This is a genomic window from Pseudomonas sp. P9_2, from assembly GCF_034008255.1.
Lineage (GTDB): Bacteria > Pseudomonadota > Gammaproteobacteria > Pseudomonadales > Pseudomonadaceae > Aquipseudomonas > Aquipseudomonas synxantha_A.
Map to the genome: position 1 here is coordinate 5,489,664 of NZ_CP125376.1, position 22,170 is coordinate 5,511,833.

Here is a 22,170-nt window from a genome sequence, read left to right on the forward strand (position 1 = left end):
TGAGCGACTACGCCAAGCCATTGCGCTTGGCCAACTCGCCCAGGGCAATCAGGTTTTCCACACTCAGCTTGCGTTGCAGGCGGATTTTGTATGTGCTCACCGTCTTGTGGTTGATCATCAACTCATCGGCAATGGCCTGGTTGCCCATACCCCGCGCCAGCAGTTTCAACACGGTGATCTCACGATCGGACAGTTGCGCAATCAGCTGGCTTTCCTCGCTGGCGGCCTGGGTATTGTCGCGTAACTGGTGGATGGTGTTGGCCGGAAAATAGCTGTAACCCGACAGCACCGCCTTCACCGCGCCTATCAGTTCGTCCAGATTGTCATCTTTGCAGACAAAACCTGCCGCACCGGCTTGTAACGAGCGCATGGCGAAGTTGCGAGTGTCACCAGAGGTGAGGATCAACACACGGGTGGAAATGCCGATAGCCTTCAAGTGCGCGATGACGGAGAGGCCATCCATTTTCGGAATACTCAGGTCAAGAACGATCAGATCTGGAAGCAATTTTCGGATAATTTCCACCGCGTCCACACCGTTGTCGACTTCGGCGACAATCGAGTGGCCTTCTTGCTCGAGCATCACGCGCACAGCCATGCGCATCAGGGGGTGGTCGTCGACGATGACTATGTTGCCCATGGTCTGGTTATTCCTGAGGTAATATATTCATAGATAATGCCTTGCATGCAGAGCAAATCAAAGGATTATACGCACAAGCGCAAGGAAAGCCTTCTGGCTCAACTTGAACTATTTAGGGAAAAAATAAAGTATACCCAAGAACAAGCATTATTTGTAGGACAACGTAACTGTCACACCTGCCCTCACTGAACCCGGGCGCGCCACGGTTGAGGTTCGTATATAGCGAACGTTCATGGCTTTGCTTATCATGCCACCGCCATTTGGCATGCTTCCGAACAGGCGTATCGACGTAGAACCGAACTTAACGGGCGTCATACCATCGACCACCTGTAATGAGACACCCGAGGCCTTTTTCGCCGCATCAGCTAATGTGAGCGTCGAGGACTGGTTGGCTGAATCGTTAACATCGCTCATCGAATAGCTGACCTGATAAGCGGGTGTACTACCGGCACAGGTTAACCCTAGTTGAAAGCTGGCAGCCTCGTTGCTATCCCCTGGCATAGGAATTGCCGAGAGATTTACTGATTTCAGCTTTAACTCAGCAGGAATTGCCAGTGTGCATGAAGGATCATTCACAATAAATGAGAAGGCCGAAAGATTCATGCCTGATTCGGCAACGAACCCCACAGAGGTAATCTTACCTTTGACTAACCCAGCGCTATTAATTGTGTACACACCAGGCGTCATCGATTTTGACGGAGAATAGAACTTGATTCTCACAGTAGCAGGAAGCTTGAATTCGGTAATCACGGGGGGGTATATAGCGTGGGAGTATGATGTACCAAACGGGCGAAGAACTCCGTCAGGCCCTGCCACACCGCCAAAATAAAAAACATCACTCTCGCTCGTCGTGTATAGCTTGTAAGAAACGCCCTCGAACAACTGCGTCTTGCCGGAATCGCTGCCCGCCGGCGTTATCTCATTTCTCAAGAGATAAGAACCGCTCATACCATTGCAGCTAACTTGAAGCTCTGCAGTGTGCCATGATTTCGACAACATGCCTCCCGTGTTATTGGCTATAGGTGGGATCCATGGAGCGAGGCTAAACCCCGACTCTTGCACACACCCAGCCGCCACTACGAATGGAGCATATGCGGCCAGCAATACAATAATAGCTTTGAGAAATTTCATTTATTTACTCCCAACATAATGAATCGTCGACTTTCGCGCTACCTCCTTCACTAAGAATTGCTTAAACTATAAATATCACTTACAAAAAGCGTCTTAACTAAACCCTGCATGAACAGACCGAACTACAATCTAACGCCTTATGAATAAAGTAGACACTCCTAAATTTGCCGAGTGCCTAGTCGTCATTTGGCGCATTATCAATACGTATTGATACCTACCTCCCTATATCCAATACCAAAAGAATATTGACATCCTATCCCCTATATCTTCCATATAAAAATACCAGCTTATCTCTCCGATCTACAAACACACACCGCTGTACTGCTCGTACATCAACTCTTTATTAACCGGCGGCAGATCATATTTAACTTCACACGCCAGACTACCCCATTTGACTTTGAATGTGCCCACATCTTTCAAACCAAAAACAAGTAGTTTCGAAGCGTTATCCACCAACCCAAGAACCTTCCCTTCATCGTCATATGCCTGCGCGCCAAATGGTAAATGCGCACCTTTGCCGTCCGTTAAGTTAAATTGAAGTCTACGCCCTGACTCGACCTCAAAGTGAGTTTTAACAACTGCGCCGCGAGTCGGCACTACTTTCTTCGAACTTTCCGCCACTTCGATACTGCTGCCCATCGTACTGGTATCCAAATTAATCCAGTTATAACGATAGGGCTGCGCATAAGGCACAACCGCATAACCCTTGCTATCGGTTCTTACCGCATTGGATGAATCAATACCGATACCTTTGGTATCAGGTATTTCGACCAAGGCAAATGTTTCACCCACGGGCTGCCCCAACGTGACACCACCGCTGTGAACGACAACCGAACCTGACGCGCCGACATCCAAATGCTTGTTATCACGTCCCTGCCCATAGTTACCGCTGACTTTTGCAGTCGGCGTATCCCAGTTGACACCGAAACTGGCAGAGCTGCCGCTGGTTTTACTGTGGCTGCCTTGCGCTGAATAATTTAGAGTGTTTTCATCATTCAAGTTACCGGACAGTCCTGTCTGAATCGCAGACTCACCCTGGTTTGAGGTGGTAACGCTGGTGTACAGACGCTGCGAGCGGCGAGTGTCGCCAAACGGAATGCTGAACGATGCCGTCATCTGATTATCGGCACCTTGGCTCCCAGCCTGCCCTTCGGTACGGGATACCGCAAAGCTGTAGCTGATATCCGAATAGTTACCGTTGTAGCCGAACTGCCAGCGCCGGGTACTGCCTTGCCTGTTCCAATAACTGGTTTCGCCGAGGCTCAAAAACAATGAGCCACGTCCGTCCAGAGATTGGTTGACGTTCACATCAAAGCGACTTTTCTGTCGGCCATAATAAGGTGTAGCGACGTGCTCTTGTTCTTCAACATGTTGACTGAAGGTGCGATAGGACTCAGTGGAGTAGCGATAACCGACCATCGTAAAGGTGGTATCGGTCTGGCTAAGTGTCTTGGAATAAAGGAATCGCGCACTCTGGCCGACGTTTTTACGCCCGGAACGCTCTTGCGAACTGCTGTTGGTGACGTCAAAGGATAATCCACCCCACGGAGAGTTAACCCCCACCCCCAGGTTTAATGCCTTATACGCCTGGGCCGCTATCAGGCCACCGTAGCCAGTGAAATTATCCGTCACCCCGTACACCAAGGTACCTTGGGTAAACTTAGGCGCTGCTTGGCCTTCATTAGAATATTCACCTGCCGCCAGACTGTAGCGCGTGTTACCACGACGGGTCATGACCGGGAGATAAGAATAGGCCTGGGAGTATTGGCGCTCGCGCCCGTCAGCCTCAATGATCTTGATGCTCAGGTCGCCGTTGGACCCACTGGGGTAGATATCGCTGATCTCAAATGCGCCCGCAGGGACAGTGGCCGAATAGATGACGTAGTTGTTCTGGCTGATTTCAACCGTCGCATTCGTTTCCGCAATACCTCGCACCACCGGAGCAAAGCCCACCTCATCATCGGTCAACATGCCCAATTCCGAGGATAGCTGCGCGCCTTTGAATCTCACGCTGTCAAAGATTTCACCCTGGCTGTACAACTCCCCCGCCGCGAGCTTACCTTTAAGGCTGCGAATGTCGCGCTCTACATAAGTACGGTTGCTGGTGAATTTGTCACGTACCCCCGTAGAACCTGAAATCGACGACTCATTGCGCAGGCGCCATGCGCCAATATTCAAGCCGTTGCGCAGACCGACATAGCGGTAATCGCTATTGTAGCCCTGGTTGATATTGCGGCTGAAATTGGTCTGGTAATTTGAGTAGAACGCAGTAATACCGTCATCCCATAATGACGGATCAACATACCCACGAGACTGGCGCTGGATATACGCTTGAGGCATGCTGATCTGCAAAGCCAGTGCCGTGACGTCGAACTCCACGCCCGCACCAGGCGCAAGCGACTCTACGTCAATCAATGTTTTATCATCTGCCTTCGCGGCAATCAGCTTTTCCTGCTCCAGGCGAACGACGTTGACGCCCACTGCCTTGAGCACCGAGAGAGGTATGAGCGGCTTGACCTCATTGTCTTTACCATTGGTAGCAAACTCAATACGCTGGCGCAGGATGAGTTGCTGGTTTAGATAAATATCGACATTGTAGTGACCAGGGGCAACCGAACTTCCCTGCTCGAAATACTTCAACTCAACCGGCGCACCCTGCTTACTCAGAAATGCACTATTGAATTCGACCGCAGACGCAACCGAGGGAACCGAGGCGCCGAGGGCAAAAAAACCCGTCGACCCAAGACTCCCGAGCAGCGTCATCGTGCGCCGACTCCCTGATCGAAACACCCACATAAGATTATGCCTCACAACTATCAACGCTTACTCTTAAGCGGCAACCAAACAGAAAACCTGAAAGATTAACCAGCAGCCCCTTCACCCACATAAGCTATTGGTGCCCCATAATCGTTAATGGCTTTATACTCAACGCTAAACCGCTCTTTGGAGGCCAATATGCCTCCCGAATCAACCGGGAATTTTAACGTTGCGCCAGGGCTGATCATTTCTGCTTGAACCGTATAGCGCTTGCCTGACTGCTTTAAATAAACCTCTCCAAATGAGATATAAAATGGCGATGTATTACTTGCGACAAGCCACGCCTTTCCGGACTCATGAATCAGCTGCCACTTCAGTTGCTTGGCGGACTCCTCCTCCGAACCTATAAGGCCTGTAGGACGGTAGAAAATCTTGATACGTTGGCGAATGGCGATCTGTAACGTATTATCCGATTCTGATTTTTGCGGTATTTCTTGTACGTTTAGCCAGAACACAGACTCTTTATCCGCTGGCAAGCCTTTGCCCGCATAAAAAATGCGCAAACTTTGTTGTTTACTGGCCCCGAGACGACTAAGTGCAGGGGTTAAAGCGAAAGGCACATCTTGTTCTGAAACATTGGCCGCTGGCTCTATCCATGACTGAACCATGATGTCTTTATCACCATCATTCTTGACCATGATTGAGGTTTCTTTAAGCTTCTCCTGATAAACAACACGTGTACCACCCAATGTAATACCCGCACTTGAAACACCACTGAACAGCAACACACATCCCGCCAAAAAACATTTGGATAGCAGCTTCATTATATTTTGCCTGTGCAGAAGCTGGAGAAGCACTTACGTGCTTCTCCAACAAATGACTTACTCGTAGGTCAGCGTAAACGGCAGGTTGCCATTGGCCGTACCCGGTACGACTACGTCACCGTTGGCGACATAAGAAGCACGCAAGTTCAAGTTAGCCGAGTATTTAATATCTGGATCAGTACCGGCCTTGATCAAAGGGGAGTCAAACGAACCGTTACCGGCCAAATTAATCAGGTTATTGCTGGCGTCATACAGACCGATCCCCACGCCAGTAGCAGTGCCCGTAGTTTTCAGCAAATTGTTATTTTTAAGATCTACACCGCTACCCGAATTCGGATCGAATTTCACCTTAACTGTGGTCAAGCCAGCAGCGGTATTACCGCAATCAAGATTGATATTGATCGCCGAGCCCGCAACGATTCCTGTCTGGCTATTTTTCAACGAGTCGATGCTCACCTTACCCATTTTTACGTCAATAACTTTCTGGGTGGTACCCGTGACACCGGTACCGGCACCGGCACTGATACCGCAAGAAGCCGCAGTCACTTCACCGGTAAAATTGATAGTACCGTCAGCAGCCATAGCAGACGTAGCGAAAAGCCCAACGATGGACGACGCGAGAATTAGTTTGAATGGAATAGACACGACTGTGTACCTCTAGGTTGGCAACAACAAATAGATAAGTTCACTCTTCTTAAGAGTTCCTGAATTCTACCCATCTCACACAAGCAGCCAACCGCAGCGATCCACACAGACCAAAGATAGATCCTCAGACGCTGTAGGACTATTCCTACACCGTATAAATAATTTTTCTCTGCCGACATCAACCCTAACAAAACATGATGAATTAGAGCATATAAAATATGATGAAATATATTCTGACGGGAATTCCGATAGCGGAAAACCAATCACACACCGAGAGGGATCATTGATATTTCTAACACGATTCACATTCAGGCATGAAGTGAGTCACATCATCAGTGGAAAAGAAACTCGACCGCACCGAGACAAAAAAATTGGCGTGCCTCTGTGAGGCAACGCCAACCTAAACTTCTACATTTTAACCTTGCATGTTTTTATCGATTCTAAAGCACTCAACATGCGCAAGGCGCTGGTGGGCGCAAAAAAATCAACTACCCAAATGAATTGCCTGTTTTTATCTTTCGGCGAACCATACATTCGGCAACCTTGCTTGTACCGTCACAGTTTTGATCTGCGTGTAGGCATTCAGGGTCTCCCGACAGAACTCTCGGCCAATACCACTATTTTTATAGCCGCCAAAGGCGGTGCCATCGGTAATGTTCGAATAACGATTGACCCACACCGATCCCGCCTCCAACCTTGCTGCGGTTTCCATAGCGTGCTGCAAGTTACTGGTATAGATTCCGGACGCCAAACCGTATTCGGTGTCATTGGCCTGGGCGATCATCGTTTCATAATCATCCCACACGATCAGCGAGAGTACCGGGCCAAAAATCTCTTCCTGGCAGATGCTCATGTCATTATGCGTTAGTAACAAGGTTGGCTGGATGAAGTAACCGTATTCACTACCTGATACGACTGCGCGACCGCCCCCCGCGAGCAGCTCGGCGCCCTCCTCTAAGCCCATAGTGATGTAGCTCAACACACGCTCACCTTGTTGCGCGTTGATCAGGCAACTGACCCGCGACTCTTCGGACAGCGGAGACCCCACTTTCACACGATTGAACGCGGCAATCAGCTTTTGCTTGAACACTTCAAAAATCGCGGCATGCACAAACAAGCGGGTGCCGGCCAGGCATGACTGCCCGTTGTTATGAATAGCTGCGAAGGTGGCGTTATCGACCACCGCATCAATGTCGTCGATATCGGGGAACACAATATTGGCGCTCTTGCCCCCCAGTTCGAGTGTCGCGGGCACCAGACGCCGGGCGGCCACACCGGCCACGGTGCGACCGACTTGCGTACTGCCAGTAAATGACAGCTTCCTGACCAGAGGATGCTCGCTCAACGCCGCACCGACTACCTCACCCAACCCGGTGACCATGTTTACCACCCCGGCTGGGAAGATCTTGTTAATCAGCTTGCCTAATTCAAGCGTCGATAAAGAAGCGTTTTCATCGGGCTTCAGGACAACGGTATTGCCGGCTACCAATGCCGGAGCGAGCTTGAACGCAGCCATAATCGCCGGCGCGTTCCAGGGAATGATCTGTCCGCACACACCCAAGGGTTCACGCTTGGCAATAGCGTAACCACCGTCGATTTCCCGACCAGTGTCTTCATGAGCCATGATCACTGAGGCGAAATAGCGATAGTGCCGGACGGCGGTAAGGTAGTCCTTGCGTACTTCGCTGATGCAACGGCCCACGTCATGGGCATCGATCATGGCCAGGCGTTCACTGTGCTCTTCTATCTCGTCCGCCAGCAGATTTACCAAACGTGCGCGCATCTGCTGGCCCATGGCACGCCAGGTTGGAAACGCTGCATGCGCCGCATTAACGGCGCGGTCGACGTCCGTGGCATCGCAATAGCGGATATAGGCCAAGTGCCTGCCCGTGGCGGGGTCGACTGCGGCAAACGAGCGCGATTTATCGTCAGTTTCAAACACCCCGTTGATCAGTGGACCATAAGACGCATCAAAATGGATATGCATGGAGAACCTCATATTTAAAGGTGAAATCTGGATGAACCCTGATATAAAATTGCAATTACTTTATTTTTCGTCCAATCAGGTGCTGCATGGATCCTCTGTCCGACGTCCTTTCATTGTTGAGAATCCGTAATTACCACTCCGCCACGCTGTCCTTGGGCGGTGATTGGGCCTTCACCTTTCCTGAACGCGAAGGCATCAAGTTCACCGCGGTGGTCAAGGGCAGTTGCTGGCTGCAAGTGGATGGAGAACAGCAACCGCAGCGACTGCATCAGGGCGATTGCTTTCTGATGACCAGAGGCATGCCTTTTTCGCTCTACAGTGATATGTCCCAGCCGGTGATGAATTCCGACGGTCACTTTCAAACCCTTGCGGCGGACGAACTGGCCCTGCATTACGGCGGCGATGAAACTCAGTTGGTCGGTGGCCGCTTTGACTTCACCGGTGTCCCTACTCAATTGCTACTCAGCGGCCTGCCCTCGCTGGTTCACGTACAAGGCAATGAACCGCAGGCCTCGGTCCTGCGCTGGGCGCTGGAGCGGTTCACCTCGGAGTTGCAGCAGAAGCGCCCAGGCCGCTCGCTGATGAACGAACACTTGGCGCACCTGATGCTGGTCGAAGTTTTGCGCACTCACTTGGCGACCCTGGAAAGCAGCGGCATCGGGTGGTTTTACGGTTTGGCCGACCGCAACCTCAGTGTTGCCTTGAGCGCGATGCACGCCGACCCAGCCCATCGCTGGAGCGTCCAGGAACTGGCGCAACTGGCAACCATGTCGCGCTCGGCGTTCGCGTTGCGCTTCAAGCAGGTGGTCGGCGCAGCCCCCATGGAGTACCTGACGTACTGGCGCATGTTGCTGGCCAGTGATCGGTTGAAGAACTCCGATGACTCGGTGTCCACCATTGCGTTCTCATTAGGTTATGAGTCCGAAAGCGCATTCAGCACGGCATTCAAGCGCGTCATGTTGCAGTCGCCCCGCCACTATGTGCGCGAGCATGCCGCCCAGGTTTAGTGCAGCCCGCCGCCGATTATCAGGGTTTCACCGGTGATCCAGCCTGCATCCGACGACGCCAGGAAGGCGACGGCGGGTGCAATATCCTCTGGCTGGCCGATGCGCCCCAGCGGCGTGATGGCTTCTATTTTTTCGCGGAACGCGTCTTCGAAAAAACCGCTGGCATGTACGCCTTCGGTGACAACCAACCCTGGGTTTACTGAGTTGACACGGATATTTTTGGGGCCTAGTTCATTGGCCAGGGTACGGGTGATGGCGTCCACAGCCGCCTTGGAGGCGGTGTACACCGCCGAATTGGCCGGTGTGAACGAGGTGACGCTGGAGCTGATGTTGACGATGCTGCCGCCCTTAGGGTTGAACACTTCAACTGCTGCCTGGGTACACTGGATCAATCCCAGGACGTTGAGGTTGAACTGGCGATGAAACTCCGCCTCAGTAATGTCGGCCAAGGCGCTGGTCGAGTAGACACCGGCATTGTTGACCAAAATATCGAGGTGACCATGCTCATGCACAATGGTCTTGAACAGCACCTTGAGGTCGGCGCTGTTGGAGACATCTGCCTGCACTGCATGTGCCCTGGCGCCGGTTTGCAGGATATGTTCAACCACCCGGTCAGCGTCCTCGCGGCTGTTAGCGTAGTTAACGATGACGGTGGCGCCATCCTGGGCCAATTGTTTGGCAATGGCCGCGCCAATGCCCTTGGAGGCGCCGGTCACCAGCGCGACTTTCTTGTGCAACCTTATCATGTTCACTTCCTTTCTGTTGCTGGCTGAAACTCAGTGAATCCAGCTTAAGAGGATGTGGGGAACCGGTTAATAGCCAATGCTCCAGAAAAGCTCTTTGATCGTCCAGCTGACAAACCGCACATTGATAATTGACGCGAGCCACTGACTAGTCGTACGTAAAAGTCACACTGACCGCCGCGGTTATTTTTCCGGGCGTGGCGACTTTTTCCGTTCGAATGTACTGAACGCTCATCGCCTTACTGAGAGCTCCATGCGTCAAACTACCCATTGAAGATTTCACCGGCGGAGAAAAAATAACGGCCCGGCCTTCGTCCGACAATTGCAACGCTATGCCATTCGCCTTCAAAGGTTCATCAGCCAGGGTTAAGACAGTAGATGTATTCGCTGGGTTATAAACGTCAGTCATCGCGTAACTGACCTTGAATGAGGGGGCGCTAGCATTGCAGGCTAAACTTAAGGTGAATGCCCCCCCTTCTACCGTTGAACCTATCGCAGGAATAGAAACGATGCTTACCTGTTTCAACTTGACGATGGCGGGCGTTGTCAGTACACACGACGTACCTTTTGCCACAAACGAAAAGCCTTCACTTTGCATAATCCATTTACCAGAATAGACGCCGGGCGTCGAATAGTTAATATCACCTCGAACAAGTTCTAAAAGATCTATATTGCGCACACCGGAAGAAAGGCTCTTGCTGGAGCTATAAAACCTTATTTTAACTAAAGCTTTCAGATCAAATGCTGAGGTCCCGGAACCGGGACCCGTTACTTTGGAACTTACGTAGGGAGCCGAACCGAACTGCTGCTCTGCTCCATTATCTACTGCAAAAGTACCAAAATAGAAAACATCAATAACATTCGTTTTATAGAGTTTGTAACTAACCCCTTCAAACATCACTGAAGTGCCGGCAAAGGCACCAATCGCACTCATTTGGTTATTATAGGTACCATTAGCCATCCCAACACACTTGAGCATCATGGTACCCGTGTGCCAAACAGTAGATATCACCCCCCCACTGTCGTGCGGCACATCCGTAATTTTTGGATAGATCTTATTCCCGCTGATTGTACAGCCTGCCAACGCCTGGCCCGGCAACGCAGTCAGTAGACCTACAACAATAGCCCAGAGACCTCTTCTACATCTGCGAAAAACCCACATACACTTAGTGCCTTTATTAAACGTTGCGCTGGCGTTGCGCTCGCTTTCGTAAGAAGGCCATACACAACAGTAAACACGTAATTACCAAGGGCACCGATACGAGATTGAGCCATCTTATACGCACACCCAACTGCTCGATCTGAAAGTTGAGATGGCTCGCGACCTGACGCATTTTCTTGTCTAACGCATCTTTTTCATTGCTGAACTGATCAAAAGTCGCTTGCTGCTCTGCCGTCCGAGGCATATCCCGCCCCTGTTCAGCGGCCAACGCAGCGAGACGCTTTTCAACCAGATCGAGCTTATCTTGCAGCTCGCTTCTCATGTCGCGATAACGCTCGCGGGCTTGCTGCTGCAACTGTTCGACCACAGTGAACGTTCGGCTGTAATGCCCCCGCGAGCGTAAGCTGATCAAGGCATCCGACCCGGACAGGCTGTCCAGCGCATTGAGCACCAACACCGCATTGTCAGCCCATGGCACCGTGACCGGACGGCCCCCTTGCTGCTGCACATCCGCCCACAGGTTGTCGCTCAATACGTCTGTATCCGCCACCACCACGACGTTGATATTCTGCGCCTCGGTAAGCGCTCCGGGAGAGTCCAGGAAAGCCGAGCGTGCCGCCCCTTGCAGGCGTACCGCGATCAGGTAACGCTCGCCTGTAGCCTTGAAGCTCTTGGACAACTCATCAGGCTTTTCCAGATGATTCAGAAGCGCTGTCTTGTAGGGCATAGCCTGCTCCGAACTGTGCAGCAGCGGTGTCAGAGTAGTTGTTGCACCCGGCAAGGCGCTCAAGATACCGGCGGTGGTCAGGTTAAGGCTGCCAATACCAGCAGTAATCACATCCTGTTCATTCATCGCAGAGGGTGACAACCCCAGGGCAGTCGCTTGCCAGACCGGCTCTGCGCCTTGTGCCAATGCCACAAACTGACCGTAGCGGCTGTCGCCCAACACGCTATCGGGTAGAAGCTTGATGCCCCACGCCTTGAACAAAAGCGCGAGGTCAGAAGACTTGTCTTTGCTGGGTATCCCAAAATAGTAATCGCCACGATCCTGCTCGCTATAAGGGTCGACGAACACCAGCAAACGCCCACCACGCAGCACAAACTGGTCAATAGCGCGCAGTGTCGTCACAGGCAACCGTTTGGGATGCACGAGCATCAGGACATTGAGTACACTGTCGATGGTGTCGACATCGGACGCCAATTCGCGCACTTCAAACGCATTGTTGATCTCCTGCATAATGCGCCACGGCTGCCGGGTTCGCCCCGACTGCACATCGAAGCCACCTGCCAATGGCAACGAAGACATCAGCCCAATCACGGGCCGCGCAGGCCGAGTCAACTTCTGCAATGTGCGGCTGATGTCGTACTCAAGGAACGTTTGTTGTTCAAGCGCAAAGAACCCAATGCTGGCGTGGTGCGCCTGGGCGTCAACGATGGCCAACCCAAAGAAAACCGCAGCACCCGCCTTGCCGATAGGGGCAGGTTGCAGGCCAAGTTCGACTGCTCGGGCTTCGTCTGCTGAAAACGGCGCAGGGTCAATCATGTGCACCCGTAGTCGGCCATTTGACACACGCTCATATTCACGCAGCAGTGCCTGGATGCGCACCGCGTAACTGCGCATGACCGTAAGGTCCCTGGCGGCCTGGCTGGAAAAGTAGAAGTACAGGTCGGTGGGTTCCAACACGGCCTGAATGATCTGACGCGACCCCGGGCTCAGGGTGTAAAGCTGCTGCTCGGTAAGGTCCAACCGCATGGACGCCAAACGTGGTGCCAACTCGAAGTTGACCGCCACGAACCCAGCGATAATGACCATTAGGCGCAAGCAAGTGCGCGTCACCGATTTGAATGACATGGCGTCATACTGCCTTTTTCAATTCAACCGCAATCACGGTAGCGGCGAGCCAGCCTATGATCTGGCTGAAAAAGTACAACACGTCCTGTGGGTCGATCACACCTCGGCATAGTCCCTCGAAATGTGTGAGGAAACTCAGCGAAGCCACGCCATCGAGCCAGGGCAAACTTGACCAACCACGCAAGACATCCAATACCACCGGGAAGCCACAGGCCATGAATGCCAGACATAACGCCATCGCAGCAAGGAAGGCAATCAGTGGGTTCTTGGTCAGTGCCGACAGGCACCCGCCAATGGCCAGGCAACTGCCAGCCAGCAGCCAACTGGCCAGATAGCCACAAAGGATAACGCCGTTGTCCGGCGCCCCCAGGTAGTTAACTGTAATCACCAGTGGAAACGTCAACGCCAGCGCCAACCCGCTGACCACCCAGGCGGCGAGGAACTTGGCTAAAACCGCCTCAGCCGTACCCACCGCGAGGCACATCAACAGCTCGATAGATCCGCTCTGCCGCTCGATGGACCACATACGCATGGCAAGGGTCGGCAGCAGCAACGCATATAGCCACGGCAGATAGTCGAAGAACGGTGCCAGGTCGGCCTGGTTACGCTGGTAGAAGTCGCCCAGGTAAAACGTGCTGATACCGCTGAGCAGCAGTAGCAAGAGGGTAAACACATACGCGACGGGAGTGACGAAATAACTGCACAGTTCGCGCTTGAACACCGGCCAGAACGTCCTCATGGTTGTTGCTCCCGGGTCAGCAGCCGGAAGACTTCCCCCAGCGAGCCCCGCTCGACTTCCTGGCGTGGTACATCCCAGCCACGGCTCACAATCAGCGAATTGATAGCCGGTAATATTACCGCTCCAGTGCGCGCCAGCACCCGTACGCTGAAAGGTTCAGGCCCCGCCTCGATACCTGCAACGCCTGGCAGCATGCCAAGGGTCATGACATCCAGAGGCCGGGGTGCGTACAACGTCACAGCCTGGTGATAGCGCGAACGACCTTCCAGTTCCAGCGGCGTGCTGTCGACCAACAGCCGACCTTTATCCATGACCAGCACACGACTGCACAATGCAGTGACCTCTTCGAGGATGTGGGTAGAAATGATGACGATTTTGTCGCGGGCCAACTCCTTGATTTGCTCACGCACGCGGTACTTCTGATTCGGGTCCAGACCATCGGTGGGTTCGTCGAGGATCAGTATCTTGGGGTCATGCAAAATCGCTTGTGCCAATCCGACACGGCGCTGGAACCCCTTGGACAGGGTGTCGATGGTCTGGCCGCGTACCTCCATCAGCTCGAATTGCTCAAGCATGGCCGTGACCCGCAACGTCTTTTCGCGTCCACGCAAGCCACGTACTTGAGCAATAAAGCCCAAAAAACTCGCGACGGACATTTCGTTATAGCAAGCCGCTGTTTCAGGAACGTAGCCGATCAGACGTTGAGCGTGGCGCGTCTGACGGCGTATATCAAAACCAAAGAGGTTGGCGGTGCCTGAGGTGGGCGACACGAACCCAGTGAGCATACGTAGGGTGGTGGACTTTCCCGCGCCGTTGGGGCCGAGCATCCCCAGCACCTCACCCGAGATGGCCTTGAAAGACACATCGTCTACTGCCAGGGCTTTGCCGAAACGTTTGGTCAAATGCGTTATATCAATCATGGTTGCCCAGTTACCTGCTCAGACGCGGCGAAGCGTCTGAGAGTGCACGCTTCGTTTCGCGACGCACCTTATCGATAGGGTACGGATCCTGAAACCTCATCAGCGGTGAATCCGATTGTTCCTTGGCGCGAATCGAACTGTCCATTGGCGAGTAGGATTTATCTGACAACGCTATTGGGTCCAGTTGGCTATTCTGCTCACCTCACCGCCACCCCCTCAGCCTCACGGAGCCGGATTGCTCATGTTATTGCGAACGCTTGAAATACCCGATGCCCATGGTCAATTGCTCAACGCCGTGGTCCTGTGCGGTTTCACCGCGACCAGTCTCAACCAGCAGTTCCTGGTTTATAGCCTCAATGAAAAATCGGGCGATGAACTGGTAAGGATTTACCTGACGTATCTTGAAGGTGAGGATCAGAGGCTGCGCATGCGCGATGCTCCGCCCGAGACACTTACGACGGCAGCTCAAGTACTCAAAGATGTTTTGCGCGATGCGTGCGCGAGTGACCCAAGACAAACCGAAGATACTTATGCGTTGATGGACCTGTCCGACAGCGTCATTGAGTGCAGCCCTGTAGATACGCATTACAGCTTGAAAATCAGTGACGCGTGGCTCATGAGTCTCTTGCATTACGACCCACAGTCCAAGGCCAGTCCCCTGCCCCTGCAATCGCAGCAGACTGGCAATTGCGCACCTACAGCAACACGCGTGACGAGCAGTTTGACGGGTGAGTCGGTGAAGATATGCGACGTACAAACCACTTCGTCCAAAATTGATGCGAACCTGAAATCACTTGTCGCCAGCATTACCAACCATAAGGAAATATTGCTGGGCAAGTATGTACGACTGGATGAGCGTCAACGCGAACTCGAACAGCGCGAACAGCAGTTAATGAACCGTGAGCTTGCATTAAACCAGCGTGAGGACGAACTAATGACCAGTATCAGTTCCTTACACGCAGCTGAAATACAACTCGATGCACTGCTCGACAACTGAAACAGCAGCGAGGCAACTGACGTGGCACGACTGCCTGGATGAGCTGTTGCGCATGGCTGGTGCCCAGCCGCAAACCACGCACCTGAACAGCTAACGCCAGCCTAGGACGAAGGACAACCTAACGTCGTGTCCGGGATTAGTTGACCGCTAAAACATGATCCGGCACGTCGATATATGTATCAAGAGGAAAATTGCAAACAAATTCGCCAAACCGACCGAAGAGAAAGTCTGAAATTTCCTCAAGCATGTGCGAACTATCTGATAGCAGCGCCGGTGCCGCCGGAGCATGATGCCGCCTTACATTATAGCAGGTGCTTAGCCTTCCTAAGCTATCGCACGCCAACACCCAAACATCATAATCGAGACTCTAGTATGCCCCCGAATATGTTACTGACCAAGCAGCTCACTGCAGCTCTCCTTTTATTATTTCCTACAATTACTTTTGCAGTGTGTACATATGATCTCCCTAGCAGTAGCACAAATTTAATCCGGATCAATATACCAGAAACTATAACGCTTCCGCGAGACCGCGCTTCAGGTACGATCCTATTTGAATCCCCCGTATTCACACAGAACGTAAGCGCTAAGCTCACATGTTCAACTGCGGGACCTTTTGGCGTAAAAAATAACTTAGGAAGCGCCGGAATAGGAACTACGGAGTTCCCTATCGGCAATACTGGGCTTTCTTGGGTAGTTCTTCGACAGGAACGCTTAGGGCAGTCGTACGGCTCTGTGAATATCAACCCTGGCTCTTATGACAATTTCACTGCAAGAACACAAATTCGCATTATAAAAAGCGGAAATATAACTCAGGGCGCGACTATTCCCTCAGGTGAATTCGGCAGCCTGGTGGCCGATGGATTGGTGACGGATACTTACACCTCAAACAAAATTACCCATATAGTTACCAGCGCCTGCGAAACACGCAACGTCAATGTAAAAATGGGCCAACACCGCTTAGAGAATTTTTCTAAAGATAGCTCTGCCGCGTCAACGGCAATCCCTTTTAGTCTTGGGCTTTTTAACTGTCCGACAGGTATTAATAGCGTTACATATACACTTACCCCTACATCGTCCTCGCCCTCATTGAGCGACGACCAAGGTCTAATCAGTCTCACTCAAGCCTCTACGGCTAAAGGTATAGGCTTGCAAATAACTGATGGCAATCTAAAACCTGTTCCATTGAACAAGGCAATAGCTTTCAACGAATACTCAACCAAAGGTGGAAATTTCACCATTCCTTTGAGCGCTCGCTATGCGCTACAGGCTACTGGAACAGGAGTGGTTCCAGGTACAGCGAATGCCGAAATAACATTCACCATGAATTATAATTGATCTAACGATCACTTTTTATATTGAGCGGCAAACCTAAACTGCATGAATTCCGAAAAGTTTCCGGCGACCACTATCTGGCCCCTCAGGCCTGCGACGCGTCTTCGTTTGGGCGACTCAGCTAGCTCCCTGCTACCGCACATAGCCCCTTCTACTATTCGCCTGGGTCCGACAGTCCCACACGCAGCAATTTGCTGGTTGAGCGCTGTCCAATTTGCACACACCCATCATTCAGTGATCGCAGGTCTCGAAGTAAATCAGCCCAATGCCGCCTGACTCAAGGCGGCGGGGCCGCGTTTATACCTCGGCAAACGCTTGCTCCTCCCGCCGGACAAACACCGCTAGCGCCTCAACGTTACGCTTTAACCGCTGTTGCACCACCGCGGTCTCCAGATCAGGGCATACCTCAATCAAGCGCTTGCCCTTAGCAGCGGCCAACGCCTTGGCGTCCGGCCAAGTCCTGGGCAATGACTTCAAAAAAAATTCAAGCATACGTTCGGGCACTTGGATCTCATCCACACCGAGGCCCTCCGGCGCCACGGACACTTGAAACACTACGGGTTTCAGCAACCCAAACTTTTACCTACTTGCCTACTAAGCCCTCGAAGAAACAACGATGGCTAACTCAGATCTGCTCACTTCACTGCTATCAAAGCTCTACGATAACCAACTGGCCCTAGGGATGGTGTGTAAGCGAACAGCCAACACACGTACAGCGCCCCCCCAAAAAATTAAGAGCGATGGTGCCCCTTGGCTGTCGCCAACACAGCCTGCGTTTGGGCTAGGCGAACAGGGTCCAACTGCCAGTCGGTACCCTTAACCCGCGATTTACCTGCCAATCGCGCAAACGCTGGCACCGTCGGAATGGTGGGCGCATCGTAAGCGGCCAGCATCGCAATACGCTCCCGCTGAATATCCAAAACCGTCTGCTCCGCTTCCTTGACCACGCCCTCCTCCGCCGCGACTTCACACGTCGCAACAACCAACTCGAACAGCGAGCGCAGCATCTACTCATCCGCGAACAGGCACTAAACCAGCGTGAGGATGAATTACTGACCAGCATCACTTCCTTACAGGCAGCTGAAGAACAACTCGATGCACTTCTCGACAGATGAAAAAATCCAGCAAGAAAACAAAACTTATTGGTTATCCAGAAGATCGACATCCGTCACCTGCTGTATTCCATCAAGGAAAAGTAAAGGTAAACTCCGCCGCTCCATTCGCAGCACCCGCTTTCAATGCCTCACCCTGCCCCTGGCGAACATAATGCGCGCTCAACGGTATTTTGGCTCCATCGCCAGCCCGTTTCATCGGATAAGCCGCGCCGTCATAACGAACCACCTGATGCGTCAACTCATTGATCATGACTATCCCAAAACCCTGGGCACTGGTCACAGAGGGTTCAAGAGTCAGTATCGTGGGGTCCGCAGGCGGCCCATACTTGTCAGTGAATGTAATCTCTGGCTTGGCATTGGCCGCGCACTGGCTCAACTCGATGGCGAAGTGCACAGGCATTGAAGTCGCACCCACCTGAGGAAAATCGTTCAGGCTCATGCGCCCCAGTTGCACCGGTATCGTCTGGTAGGTTTGCACGTCACAGGTATTTGGGATTTCAATCGGGCCACCATTCCCCATATTGATAGCAGCGGGCCCCATCAGCAGGTAGGGCGCGCGACAGATGCCAATCGGTATGTTGTCTGTAGGTACCTCCACACTGCTGCCAAAAGCAGCTTTGCCCCTGGGTAAATCCACCGCATAAAGCGCAAGCCGAGAACTGCCGGCGACACGATCAACGATCAATTTTCCGGCAGGCAGTTGGCTGGGTGCGACCGTCAGAATCAACTGTTGCATATAATTGGTAACCATCGTTGAACCACGCGTTTGCGCAGCGGACGAATCATATTGAACACGCTCTTTCTCCATCGCTACCGGCAACGGCGTTTGCAGCAGTGGTCGACGTTGGCCGTCCGATGAGTTCACATATATTTTCAGGCCAATGCCGTCAACGTTGGTGGGGGCAATTCCGTCTGTCAGCGGTGTACCGGGTCCCCAATACCCCATAGAAACCAACTCATGGGCAATGCCGGCAGCCGGGGCAAAGTTGTAGTTGGCATTCAGCGCTACAGCGCGCTCCCATAACACCGAGCCAGTGGGCGTATTACTCGTCAAAGGTGTCACTTGCGACCACGGCCTGCCCATACCGTTGCTGAATGTGCAAGACGTCGCAACACTGTCGACCAACGTCCCGGCTTCAGCCGCCACGCCACATATAAACAGCCATATGCCGACGCACGCTATGGCCGACCTTGAACGCCGAACATTTAGTATTGAATTCATATCAGGCATCGCAGAGTCAACAGACGGCCTGACGCATCACCTGCGTCAGGCCGTCTGGGATTAGAAGGAAAGGTTAACGATCAACGAATGGAGCCAAAATTTATGCCGTACAAAGGCACAAGCGCAGCCTCTCCGGAGACGCCATTGAATGCCATATCACCGAAGTTAGCCCCGACCAGGCCACCAAAGGTCTGGCCATAATAAGGCGATAACACGGTGAGCTTCCCAGTGGCGACAGACAGGCGAACGTTTCCGGCGTTCGTGCCGACCAAGCCCCCCAGGGTGGCATTGCTGCCACCACTGACCCCGCCAGTTGCCGATGAGTTGATGATAGAGCTCTGGTTTAGACCGACCAAGCCGCCCACAATCGCACGCACGCCCCCCTGAACGGTGCCACTGGCCATGGCCGATTCAATATGGCTGCTGAAGTTGCCGCCATGGGTGCCGACAAGGCCGCCGACATAGCTGCTTTCCCCACCCACCACGGCGCCACTGGCTTCAACCGACTGCAACTCGCCAGCATTGGCCCCTACCAGGCCTCCCACCTGACTTGAAATCGACCCGCTGGTTTTTCCGCGAGCCACAGAATGAGTGATGGAGCCCTCATAGTTGTTCCCCACCAGACCGCCAACCCGAGCATTGCGCCCGCCTGTGACAGTGCCCAAGGCTTGTGCCGTATCAATGGTGCCGGAAATATTATTCCCCACCAAACCACCAACATTCTCCCCAGCGCTATCCCATACATCGCCGCCAGCCTTGACCTCTTTGAGCCTGCTACTCTGGCTAGTTCCCACCAAGCCTCCGGTACCGATGGCGCCGGACCCTGTAACTTTGCTGGTGGAGGTTGACTGGATAATGTCGCCGTTTTTGCTGAAGCCTACCAGACCGCCCACATTACCGGCCCCGGTGCCCCGTACTTCACCCGATGACGCCGTGCGCTCAAGCAAACCGTTGGAGTTGAAACCCACCAGGCCGCCCACATTGACGCCGGCGCCGTTGCCATTTGTCAACCCGGTACTGATGGCATCAGTGATGAAGCCACCCTGGTTGGCACCCACCAGCCCGCCAACGCCACCCATGGCGTCTCGCTGCATGGCGCCGCCCACCACGGTATTTGAAACCACATGGTCTAACCGTGCCGTACCGACTGAGGTCGTAACGTTTTCACCGACCATACCGCCGATGGCGTGCGTATACGCGTTGCCCGCCACGCGCCCGCTGGACACGGCATTTTTGATTGTGCCACCGTAGTTTTGCCCAACAACCCCACCGACGCTGTTCGCCCCGCTGCTGCCAGCGTTGACCAAGAGGTTGCGGGCAGTCACGTTGGACAATGTACCGACGTTCAGCCCCACTAGCCCTCCGATCGCTGCAAACCCATAGGCTTGCGACCCACCATTATTGATGGTCGCACTGTCCAGTGTCAGATTGCTGATCGTGCCTGAGGAGACCGCAAATAACCCACTGTTACTGCCGGTGCTGGAGATCCACAGGTTGCTCACGGTGTTGCCTAAACCGTCGAAAATACCGCCGAACGCGGCTTTATCACCAATAGCCTTGAATTGAGCTGAACGGCCAACGATGTTATTACCCAGCACGTAATGGCCGTTAAGGTTTGCGTTGATGTTCTGTAATTGCGCAAGGTTCTGGATCACGGTGTACCGATCACCATTGGACGCGTACGTCGCCCCTGCGCCAGACAAGGTCAACTGGCCGCCCGTGCCTAATACCGAATCCCCTACGTGATTCAATGTGAGGTCGCTGAAGAGTCCGGTCAGTGAAACCTTACTGTTTACGTTCACATCACCACCGGCATTGAGCGCGACACGCGCACCGCCACCGGTCGCATCCACGTTACCGTCGAGGTTGACGTTCCCGGTCGCGCTCAAGGTCAGACCATTGGCGCTGTTCCAGGCTATCGGCCCAGCCAGGTTCAAATCACCGTCGGTACTGACCAGCTCAATATTGGTGCTGGTCAAGTTGCGCGACAACGTGTCGGAGTAGGCGGTCTTCCCCGCTGATGCTGCAGTTGGCTGAATCTGGACTGTCTTGGCGCTGACTTTAAACGTACCGGTCTGACCATTGGTGGCCAGTGTATTGACCTGGGTTCCCAGTTGGGTCTCGACCGTGGCGCCCTTGGCCTCGATCATGCCACCGCTGCCATAGGTATTTTGGGCGTGAGCCTGCAGCGAACCGCCGACCTTGACCGTACCTGCATCGCCGCCATCCAGCGTGATACGGCCAGCTTTGCCGCTCAAGGTTTTGGCTTCGATGGCGCCCTGGTTATTCACCACCGTTTGCAACATCGCATTGGCGCTTTTACCTGTCATCAGCACCTGGCCACCGTCGGCCTTGAGCAAGCCGCCGTTCTGCGCCAGGGCGTTGATCGCATCACCGGTGACCTGAAGATTGAGCAGTTGGTTGCCGTCGAAATTGACCGTGAAATCATTCCCAGCGCCCAACGCAACCTGGCCCATCTGGGCCTGGATAACGCCATCGTTGCGCACCTGGTTGCCAAGTAGCGCAATACTGCCGCCCGGCTGCGCGTTGATCGTGCCGCTGTTGCTGATTTCAGCATTGGAAACACCGCTGAAGGTGTATTTGCCAGCGAGGAAATCCGCGTCCTTGATGTCCTTGGTGGTAGCAATCAAGCTTCCGACATTGATCTGTGCGCCTTGACCGACCACGATCCCGTTGGGGTTGACCAGAAACACGCGACCATTGGCGTCCACTTGCCCCTTGATGCTACTGACGTTAGTACCGATTACCCTGTTGAGCGCAATGGAAGTGGTGCTCGGTTGGTTGAATACCACCTTTTGTCCTGCCGCAACGCTGAAGTCCGCCCAGTTGGTAATCAACTTGTCGCTGTGCTGGTTGATCGACATTTGCGAGTTGGATTCGAATCCCAATATGTCGCCCTTGCCGGAGACTACCGTACCGCCTAACGGCAAAGCGAATGCCGGTGCAGCGCCCAACAACGCCAGCGTGCCGATGGCCGAACATTTGGCGCCGGTTTTGCAGTGCCGGCGAGCCCCCTCGTGAGCAACCTTCCAGCAGCTCATCGCGTGGTTCCAGACCAGTGAGTAAACCTTGTTCACAT

At 53.2% G+C, this 22,170-nt stretch carries 18 protein-coding genes; 3 read left to right on the top strand and 15 right to left on the bottom strand.

Features of this window, described 5'->3' with window-relative positions; all coding sequences use genetic code 11:
* Positions 1-7: 7 nt before the first annotated feature.
* The 6 genes from QMK52_RS24085 to QMK52_RS24110 form a co-directional block, all read right to left on the bottom strand.
* The gene (locus QMK52_RS24085; protein WP_005787308.1) at positions 8-637 is read right to left on the bottom strand and encodes a response regulator transcription factor; all 630 of its coding nucleotides are present in this window, start codon (positions 635-637) and stop codon (positions 8-10) included.
* 147 nt (positions 638-784) lie between these two features.
* Positions 785-1,768, bottom strand: coding sequence for a fimbrial protein (locus QMK52_RS24090; protein WP_320403548.1), 984 nt, complete (start codon positions 1,766-1,768; stop codon positions 785-787).
* Between the two features lie 300 nt (positions 1,769-2,068).
* Entirely contained in the window at positions 2,069-4,531 is a 2,463-nt protein-coding gene (locus QMK52_RS24095; protein WP_122735724.1) for a fimbria/pilus outer membrane usher protein, read from the bottom strand.
* A gap of 98 nt (positions 4,532-4,629) precedes the next feature.
* Positions 4,630-5,349 carry a molecular chaperone gene (locus QMK52_RS24100; RefSeq protein ID WP_005787304.1) on the bottom strand — a complete coding sequence of 240 codons (720 nt, stop codon included), beginning with the start codon at positions 5,347-5,349 and terminating at the stop codon, positions 4,630-4,632.
* 57 nt (positions 5,350-5,406) lie between these two features.
* Positions 5,407-5,994, bottom strand: coding sequence for a fimbrial protein (locus QMK52_RS24105; RefSeq protein WP_005787302.1), 588 nt, complete (start codon positions 5,992-5,994; stop codon positions 5,407-5,409).
* Between the two features lie 511 nt (positions 5,995-6,505).
* The gene (locus QMK52_RS24110; protein ID WP_198708538.1) at positions 6,506-7,981 is read right to left on the bottom strand and encodes an aldehyde dehydrogenase family protein; all 1,476 of its coding nucleotides are present in this window, start codon (positions 7,979-7,981) and stop codon (positions 6,506-6,508) included.
* 86 nt (positions 7,982-8,067) lie between these two features.
* On the opposite strand from QMK52_RS24110, the gene QMK52_RS24115 reads away from it, so the two are divergent.
* The gene (locus tag QMK52_RS24115; RefSeq protein ID WP_005787298.1) at positions 8,068-8,988 is read left to right on the top strand and encodes an AraC family transcriptional regulator; all 921 of its coding nucleotides are present in this window, start codon (positions 8,068-8,070) and stop codon (positions 8,986-8,988) included.
* Here the strand turns inward: QMK52_RS24115 and QMK52_RS24120 are convergent.
* From QMK52_RS24120 to QMK52_RS24140, 5 genes are all read right to left on the bottom strand, one after another.
* Positions 8,985-9,734 carry a glucose 1-dehydrogenase gene (locus tag QMK52_RS24120; protein WP_320403549.1) on the bottom strand — a complete coding sequence of 250 codons (750 nt, stop codon included), beginning with the start codon at positions 9,732-9,734 and terminating at the stop codon, positions 8,985-8,987. The genes QMK52_RS24115 and QMK52_RS24120 overlap by 4 nt on opposite strands.
* A 145-nt stretch (positions 9,735-9,879) precedes the next feature.
* Entirely contained in the window at positions 9,880-10,692 is an 813-nt protein-coding gene (locus tag QMK52_RS24125; RefSeq protein ID WP_320403550.1) for a fimbrial protein, read from the bottom strand.
* Between the two features lie 217 nt (positions 10,693-10,909).
* Positions 10,910-12,745 carry a Gldg family protein gene (locus QMK52_RS24130; RefSeq protein ID WP_320403551.1) on the bottom strand — a complete coding sequence of 612 codons (1,836 nt, stop codon included), beginning with the start codon at positions 12,743-12,745 and terminating at the stop codon, positions 10,910-10,912.
* 4 nt (positions 12,746-12,749) lie between these two features.
* Positions 12,750-13,484: an ABC transporter permease subunit gene (locus QMK52_RS24135; RefSeq protein WP_186560747.1), complete on the bottom strand. Its 735-nt coding sequence runs from the start codon at positions 13,482-13,484 to the stop codon at positions 12,750-12,752.
* A complete protein-coding gene (locus QMK52_RS24140; protein WP_186560745.1) occupies positions 13,481-14,404 on the bottom strand; it encodes an ABC transporter ATP-binding protein in 924 nt (307 codons plus the stop codon). The genes QMK52_RS24135 and QMK52_RS24140 overlap by 4 nt, the downstream gene beginning before the upstream one ends.
* A 241-nt stretch (positions 14,405-14,645) precedes the next feature.
* Here QMK52_RS24140 and QMK52_RS24145 point away from each other — a divergent pair, with 241 nt between their 5' ends.
* The gene (locus tag QMK52_RS24145) at positions 14,646-15,401 is read left to right on the top strand and encodes a hypothetical protein (protein ID WP_320403552.1); all 756 of its coding nucleotides are present in this window, start codon (positions 14,646-14,648) and stop codon (positions 15,399-15,401) included.
* A gap of 732 nt (positions 15,402-16,133) precedes the next feature.
* Positions 16,134-16,736, top strand: coding sequence for a fimbrial protein (locus tag QMK52_RS24150; protein ID WP_320403553.1), 603 nt, complete (start codon positions 16,134-16,136; stop codon positions 16,734-16,736).
* Positions 16,737-17,030: 294 nt separating this feature from the next.
* Here the strand turns inward: QMK52_RS24150 and QMK52_RS24155 are convergent, their stop codons facing one another.
* The 4 genes from QMK52_RS24155 to QMK52_RS24170 all read right to left on the bottom strand — a co-directional run bounded on the left by QMK52_RS24155 (position 17,031) and on the right by QMK52_RS24170 (position 22,168).
* Positions 17,031-17,288: a hypothetical protein gene (locus QMK52_RS24155; RefSeq protein WP_198708530.1), complete on the bottom strand. Its 258-nt coding sequence runs from the start codon at positions 17,286-17,288 to the stop codon at positions 17,031-17,033.
* Between the two features lie 176 nt (positions 17,289-17,464).
* Positions 17,465-17,740 carry a hypothetical protein gene (locus QMK52_RS24160; RefSeq protein WP_198708529.1) on the bottom strand — a complete coding sequence of 92 codons (276 nt, stop codon included), beginning with the start codon at positions 17,738-17,740 and terminating at the stop codon, positions 17,465-17,467.
* 178 nt (positions 17,741-17,918) lie between these two features.
* The gene (locus QMK52_RS24165; protein WP_320403554.1) at positions 17,919-18,911 is read right to left on the bottom strand and encodes a fimbrial protein; all 993 of its coding nucleotides are present in this window, start codon (positions 18,909-18,911) and stop codon (positions 17,919-17,921) included.
* Positions 18,912-19,150: 239 nt separating this feature from the next.
* On the bottom strand, positions 19,151-22,168 hold the full coding sequence (locus QMK52_RS24170; protein ID WP_186560735.1) for a filamentous hemagglutinin N-terminal domain-containing protein: 3,018 nt from the start codon (positions 22,166-22,168) through the stop codon (positions 19,151-19,153).
* Positions 22,169-22,170: the final 2 nt, after the last annotated feature.